Source organism: Terriglobales bacterium (assembly GCA_035624475.1).
Lineage (GTDB): Bacteria > Acidobacteriota > Terriglobia > Terriglobales > Acidobacteriaceae > DASPRL01.
The window spans coordinates 1-5490 of record DASPRL010000087.1 but is presented as its reverse complement, the minus strand read 5'-3'; the positions used below and the strand labels follow the sequence as shown (position 1 = coordinate 5490).

The 5490-nt window shown below is 67.3% G+C and carries 6 protein-coding genes; all 6 read left to right on the top strand.

Going from position 1 to position 5490, the window contains the following annotated elements; translation table 11 throughout:
- On the top strand, positions 1-1485 hold a 1485-nt coding region (locus tag VEG08_03775; GenBank protein ID HXZ27101.1), incomplete at its 5' end, for a cbb3-type cytochrome c oxidase subunit I.
- Positions 1486-1495: 10 nt separating this feature from the next.
- Complete coding sequence (locus tag VEG08_03770; protein HXZ27100.1) at positions 1496-2167, top strand: cytochrome c oxidase subunit 3 family protein; 672 nt, start codon at positions 1496-1498, stop codon at positions 2165-2167.
- A gap of 6 nt (positions 2168-2173) precedes the next feature.
- Positions 2174-2497, top strand: coding sequence for a cytochrome C oxidase subunit IV family protein (locus VEG08_03765; protein HXZ27099.1), 324 nt, complete (start codon positions 2174-2176; stop codon positions 2495-2497).
- A gap of 125 nt (positions 2498-2622) precedes the next feature.
- Positions 2623-3240: a hypothetical protein gene (locus VEG08_03760; GenBank protein HXZ27098.1), complete on the top strand. Its 618-nt coding sequence runs from the start codon at positions 2623-2625 to the stop codon at positions 3238-3240.
- A 54-nt stretch (positions 3241-3294) separates the two neighbouring features.
- Positions 3295-3987 carry a response regulator transcription factor gene (locus VEG08_03755; protein ID HXZ27097.1) on the top strand — a complete coding sequence of 231 codons (693 nt, stop codon included), beginning with the start codon at positions 3295-3297 and terminating at the stop codon, positions 3985-3987.
- Positions 3984-5490, top strand: a 1507-nt coding sequence (locus VEG08_03750) for a histidine kinase dimerization/phospho-acceptor domain-containing protein (GenBank protein HXZ27096.1), incomplete at its 3' end; no start/stop codon positions are given. The genes VEG08_03755 and VEG08_03750, both read left to right, overlap by 4 nt.

Genomic DNA, 5490 nt, shown 5'->3' with positions numbered 1-5490 from the left:
ATCCGGTTGGAGTTGATGACCCCAGCCGGCGACCTGGTCCAGGCCGATACCTATAACAAGCTGTTCACCATGCACGGCGTGGTGATGATCTTCTTCTTCCTCATCCCGGCGGTGCCGGCGGTGCTGGGCAACTTCCTGCTGCCCATGATGGTGGGGGCGCGCGACCTGGCCTTCCCCCGGCTCAACCTGCTGAGCTGGTATCTGTACGTCTTCGGGGGCCTGTTCGGCGTTTACGTGATGCTGCAGGGCGGCCTGGACACGGGCTGGACCTTCTATACCCCCTTCAGCACGGCCTACTCCAACACCCCGGTGATCCCGGCGATCGTGGGGGTGTTCATCGCCGGCTTCTCCTCCATCCTGACAGGATTGAACTTCATCGTGACCGTGCACCGCATGCGGGCGCCCGGGCTGACCTGGTTCCGGCTGCCGCTGTTCGTGTGGTCCATGTACGCCACCGCGCTGATCCAGGTCCTGGGGACGCCGGTGGTGGCCATCACCCTGGCGCTGGTGGCGGTGGAGCGCGCCTTCCGGGTGGGCATCTTCGATCCCGCGCTGGGCGGCGACCCCGTGCTCTTCCAGCACATGTTCTGGTTTTACTCGCACCCCGCGGTCTACATCATGATCCTGCCGGGGATGGGAGTGGTGAGCGAGATCGTCCCCTGCTTCGCGCGCAAGCGCATCTTCGGCTACAGCTTCATCGCCTTCTCCAGCATCGCCATCGCCGTCTTCGGCTTCCTGGTGTGGGGCCACCACATGTTCGTGGCCGGCATCTCGGTGTACTCGGCCATGATCTTCTCCATCCTGAGCTTCCTGGTGGCCATCCCCTCGGCCATCAAGGTGTTCAACTGGACCGCGACCATGTACAAGGGCTCCATCTCCTACCGCACCCCCATGCTGTACGCCTTCGTCTTCATCGGGCTGTTCACCATGGGCGGACTGACGGGGCTCTTCCTGGCCACGCTGGGGGTGGACGTGCACGTCACCGACACCTACTTCGTGGTCGCGCACTTCCACTTCATCATGGTGGGCGGGATGCTGATGGCCTACCTGGGCGGACTGCACTTCTGGTGGCCGAAGATCACCGGGCGGCTCTATCCCGAGGGCTGGGCGCGGCTCTCCGCCCTGGTCATCTTCCTGGGCTTCTGCCTGACCTTCTTTCCGCAGTTCCTGCTGGGCTACATGGGGATGCCGCGGCGCTACCACGCCTATCCGCCCGAGTTCCAGGTGCTGAACGTGATGTCGAGCGCGGGGGCATCCATCCTGGCGGTGGGCTACGTCATGCCCATGATCTACTTCATCTGGTCGATGCGCTACGGCAAGGTGGCGGGGCCGAACCCCTGGGCGGCCACCGGGCTGGAGTGGAGGACGGCGTCGCCCCCGCCCAAGCACAACTTCGACCAGATCCCGGTGGTGGAGGAGGAGGCCTACGACTACGCCAACATGAAACAGCAACCCCTGGAGGAGGTCCCCATTGGCGGCTTCTGAGAATGTAGCCGTGGAAGTCCGTCCCTACGGGCTGCAGGAGCAGTTCGACGATCCGGAGCAGCAGCGCGAGGCCTCCAGCCTGGGCATGTGGATCTTCCTGGTCACCGAGGTGATGTTCTTCGGCGGGCTCTTCCTGGGCTATCTGGTCTACCGCGTCGAGTACCCCGTGGCCTTCGCCGCGGGCAGCAACAGCCTGCTGTTCTGGGCCGGGACGCTCAACACCCTGGTGCTCATCGGCAGCAGCCTGACCATGGCCATGGCGGTGCGCTCCAGCCAGGTGGGGCGAAAGACCGCGATGGTGGCGCTGCTGGGCGCCACCCTGCTGCTGGGGCTGGTCTTCCTGGGGGTGAAGGGCTACGAGTGGCACGACGAGTACGAGCGCCACCACGTGCCCGGGCCCGCCTTCCAGTTCCACGAGAAGGCGCCCAGCATGGCGGGCTATCCCGATCCTCGCAACGCCCAGCTCTTCTTCTTCTTCTATTTCGTCATGACCGGGCTGCACGCGCTGCACATGATCGTGGGCGTGGGCATCGTGGCCGCCATCCTTTATTACGGCCGGCAGGGGCGCTACACCCCCGGCTATCACAACCCGGTGGAGGTGGCTGGGCTCTACTGGCACTTCGTGGACATCGTGTGGATCTACCTGTTCCCTCTGCTCTACCTGATCGACCGGCATCCGTGAGGAGCTATGGCGGCTGAGCACATCGTTCCCAAGCGCACTTACTTCGCCATCTGGGCGGCGCTGCTGATCCTGACCGGGCTCACGGCCTACGCCTCTACCCTCAACCTGCACGTGGTTTCGGGAGTGCACGACATCAGCCTGAATGCGGCGGCGGCGCTGCTGATCGCCTCGCTCAAGGCCAGCCTGGTGGTGCTGTTCTTCATGCACCTGAAATACAGCCCGCGTCTGACGGCCGTGGTGGTCTTTGCCGCCGTCTTCTGGCTGGCCATCCTGCTGACGCTGAGCATGGCGGACTACCTCACTCGCGGCCTGTCGACGCTGGCGCGCTAGGCGCCTTCCGACCCGAGGTGGCGGCCGGAAATCTGCGCTATACTGCGCACACATCTTTCCTCGTTCTTGCGGGACTCTTCCCCGGAGGTGACGCGATGGCGTTCTGCACGTCTTGCGGAGCCGGTGTGGACGCGGGTGCCAGGGCCTGCCCCAAGTGTGGCGCGCTCATGGCGGGCGCGGCGCCGGCGGCTCCCGCGGCTCAACCCGGCCAGACCGCCCAGCCCGCGCCCAAGGGCGGCAGCGGCGCCCTCAAGGTCATCCTGGTCATCCTGGGCATCTTCCTTCTGTTCGTGGTGATCGTCGGCGCGGTGGTGGGCTACGCCGGATACCGGGGCTACAAGGCGGTGAAGGCGGAGCAGGCCAAGCTGGGCGACATGAAGGTAGACGTCAACACGGGCACGGCTTCCGCCGGCGACGCCACCAAGATCGCGGAGGAGATGGAGGTGGAAGTCTACCCCGGCGCGGAACCCCAGAAGGGTGGCGGCGCCGTCAGCCTGGGTGGGTTCTCCGTGGCGGGCGCCAACTTTCTGACCTCGGACTCGCCTTCCCAGGTCGCCGACTTCTACAAGAAGAAGTATCCCAAGGCCATGCTGGTCAGCGGGGAAGGCGACCACTACAGCATCATGGTCAACACCTCCAAGGGAATGGTGACGGTGGCCATCGAGCCCTCCGAGGGCAAGACCAAGATCTCGATCGCGCGCATGGCCGGGGCCACCATGCCCGGCGCCGGACAACCAAACTAGGCCGGCGGGCAGCTTTCCCTGGCTTGCCGGCCGCAACCGGCTACAATACCCGGCGTGAGACAGACTCTGTTCGTGATGGAGGACGACGCCGACATCGCCCGCCTGGTGCGCCACCACCTGGAAGCGGCGGGCTTCGGGGTGCGGACCTTCAGCTCCGCCCACCACGTGTTGGCGGAAGCGGAGCGCGAGCGCCCGGCGCTGATGCTGCTCGACATCATGGTGCCGGGAGGCGACGGCTTGGAACTCTGCCGCCGCATCCGCAAGTCCACGCACCTGGCGGGCACGCCCGTCATCTTTCTGACCGCCAAGACCGGCGAGACCGACCGGGTGGTGGGGCTGGAGCTGGGCGCCGACGACTACGTCACCAAGCCCTTCAGCCCGCGCGAGCTGGTGGCCCGGGTCAAGGCGGTGCTGCGGCGCTTCGAACAGCCGCTGCCCACCTCCATGGTCAAGGTCGGCGAGATCGAGGTGGACGGAGGCGCCATGACCCTGAGGGTGCGGGGCAAGCTGGTACCCACCACCGCCACCGAGTTCCGCCTGCTCGATCATCTGGCGCGGCACGCGGGCCGCGTCTTCACCCGCGACCAGTTGCTGGACGCGGTGTGGCGCGACACTCACTATGTGACCCCGCGCTCGGTGGACGTGTACGTTCGCCGGGTGCGTGAGAAGATCGAGCCCGACCCGGAGCAGCCCCGCTATCTGCGCACCGTGCGCGGCGCCGGGTATCGCTTCGAGGTCCCCAAGTGAGGACTCGCATCTTCTTCAAGCTGCTGGGCGCCTTCCTGCTGGTGATCGCGGCCGCCACCCTGATCCTCGACTTCAGCGTGCGCTCCGCCTGGGAAGATTCGCTCTACCAGGAGATCCACACCTCGCTGAGCCAGAAGGTGCGCCTGTTCGCCGCCACGGTGGAGCACGAGCGCGACCGGCGGCCGCTGCCGCAGATCGCGGAGCAGGCGGCGCAGGCGGCGGATGCGCGCGCTACCATCATCGATTCCGCCGGCAAGGTGCTGGCCGACACCCGCGCCAACCCGGCGGAGATGGAGAACCACGCCACCCGCCCCGAGTTCATCGCCGCCCTGCACGGGCAGATGGGCAGCGCCACCCGCACCAGCCACACCGTGGGCATCCCCTTCCTGTACGTGGCGGCGCCGGTGCCCGGGGGGGCGGTGCGCCTCGCCTATCCCCTGGCCTCCATCCAGGAGCTGACCTGGCACGTGCGGGTGCGCTTACTGTGGGCCTCGGGGCTGGCGCTGGTGATCGCCACTCTGCTGGCGGCGGGCATCGCGCAGTCCATCTCGCTGCGGCTGCGGCGCATCGTCACCTTTGCGGAGCGGGTGGCCTCCGGAGACCTGACCGCGCGCATCGCCGAAACCTCTTCCGACGAGGTGGCGCACGTGGCCTCGGCTCTGGACAAGACCGCGCGCCGACTGGAAGAGAGCTTTGCCGCGGTGGAGACGGCGCGCCAGCAGCTCGAAACCGTGCTCAACTCCATGCAGGAAGCGGTGCTGGCCGTGGACGCGGAGCGGCGCGTGCTCTGGGCCAACGGGCGCATGCACGAGCTGGCCCGGGTCAGCCCGCGCTCACCCCTGGTGACCACGGTGCGCGATCCCGACTTCCTGGCCTGCATCGAAGAGGTACTGGGGCGGAGCGAGGTGCGCAGCGCGCGCGCCAGTTCCCTGCTCCCCGGCCGCAGCTTCCAGGTGACGGCGGCGCCCATGCCCGGGGGCGGCGCGGTGGCGGTGGTGCACGACCTCACCGAGATCGAGCGCGTGGAGAAGACGCGGCGGGACTTCATCGCCAACGTCTCCCACGAACTGCGCACCCCCCTGACCTCGATCCAGGGTTATGCCGAGACCCTGCTGGAGGGTGGAACCGCCGACAGCGCCGCCGCCCGCGATTTCCTGGAGATCATCCGCAAGAACGCCACCCGCATGTCGCGGCTGACCGAAGACCTGCTCACCCTGGCGCGGGTGGAGTCGGGCGAGCAGGAATTCGCGCTGCGGCCGGTGGCGGCGGCAGACCTACTGCGCGACGCCCAGGAGAGCTTTCGCGCCATCGCCCGGGCCGCGGGAGTGGAATTGAGCGTGGAAGACACGGCCACGCGCGAGGTGGCGGCCGACATCGATGCCCTGCATCAGGTCTTCGCCAACCTGATCGACAACGCTCTCAAGTACGGCGCCTCCGGAGGCCGGGTGGTGCTGGCGGCCCGCGACAGCGCCGGCGGGGTGGAGTTCTCGGTGCGCGACTTCG

Excerpts from the sequence above, each read along its gene's own strand:
- VEG08_03765 (HXZ27099.1), top strand. The coding sequence starts at position 2,174 with ATGGCGGCTGAGCACATCGTTCCCAAGCGCACTTACTTCGCCATCTGG.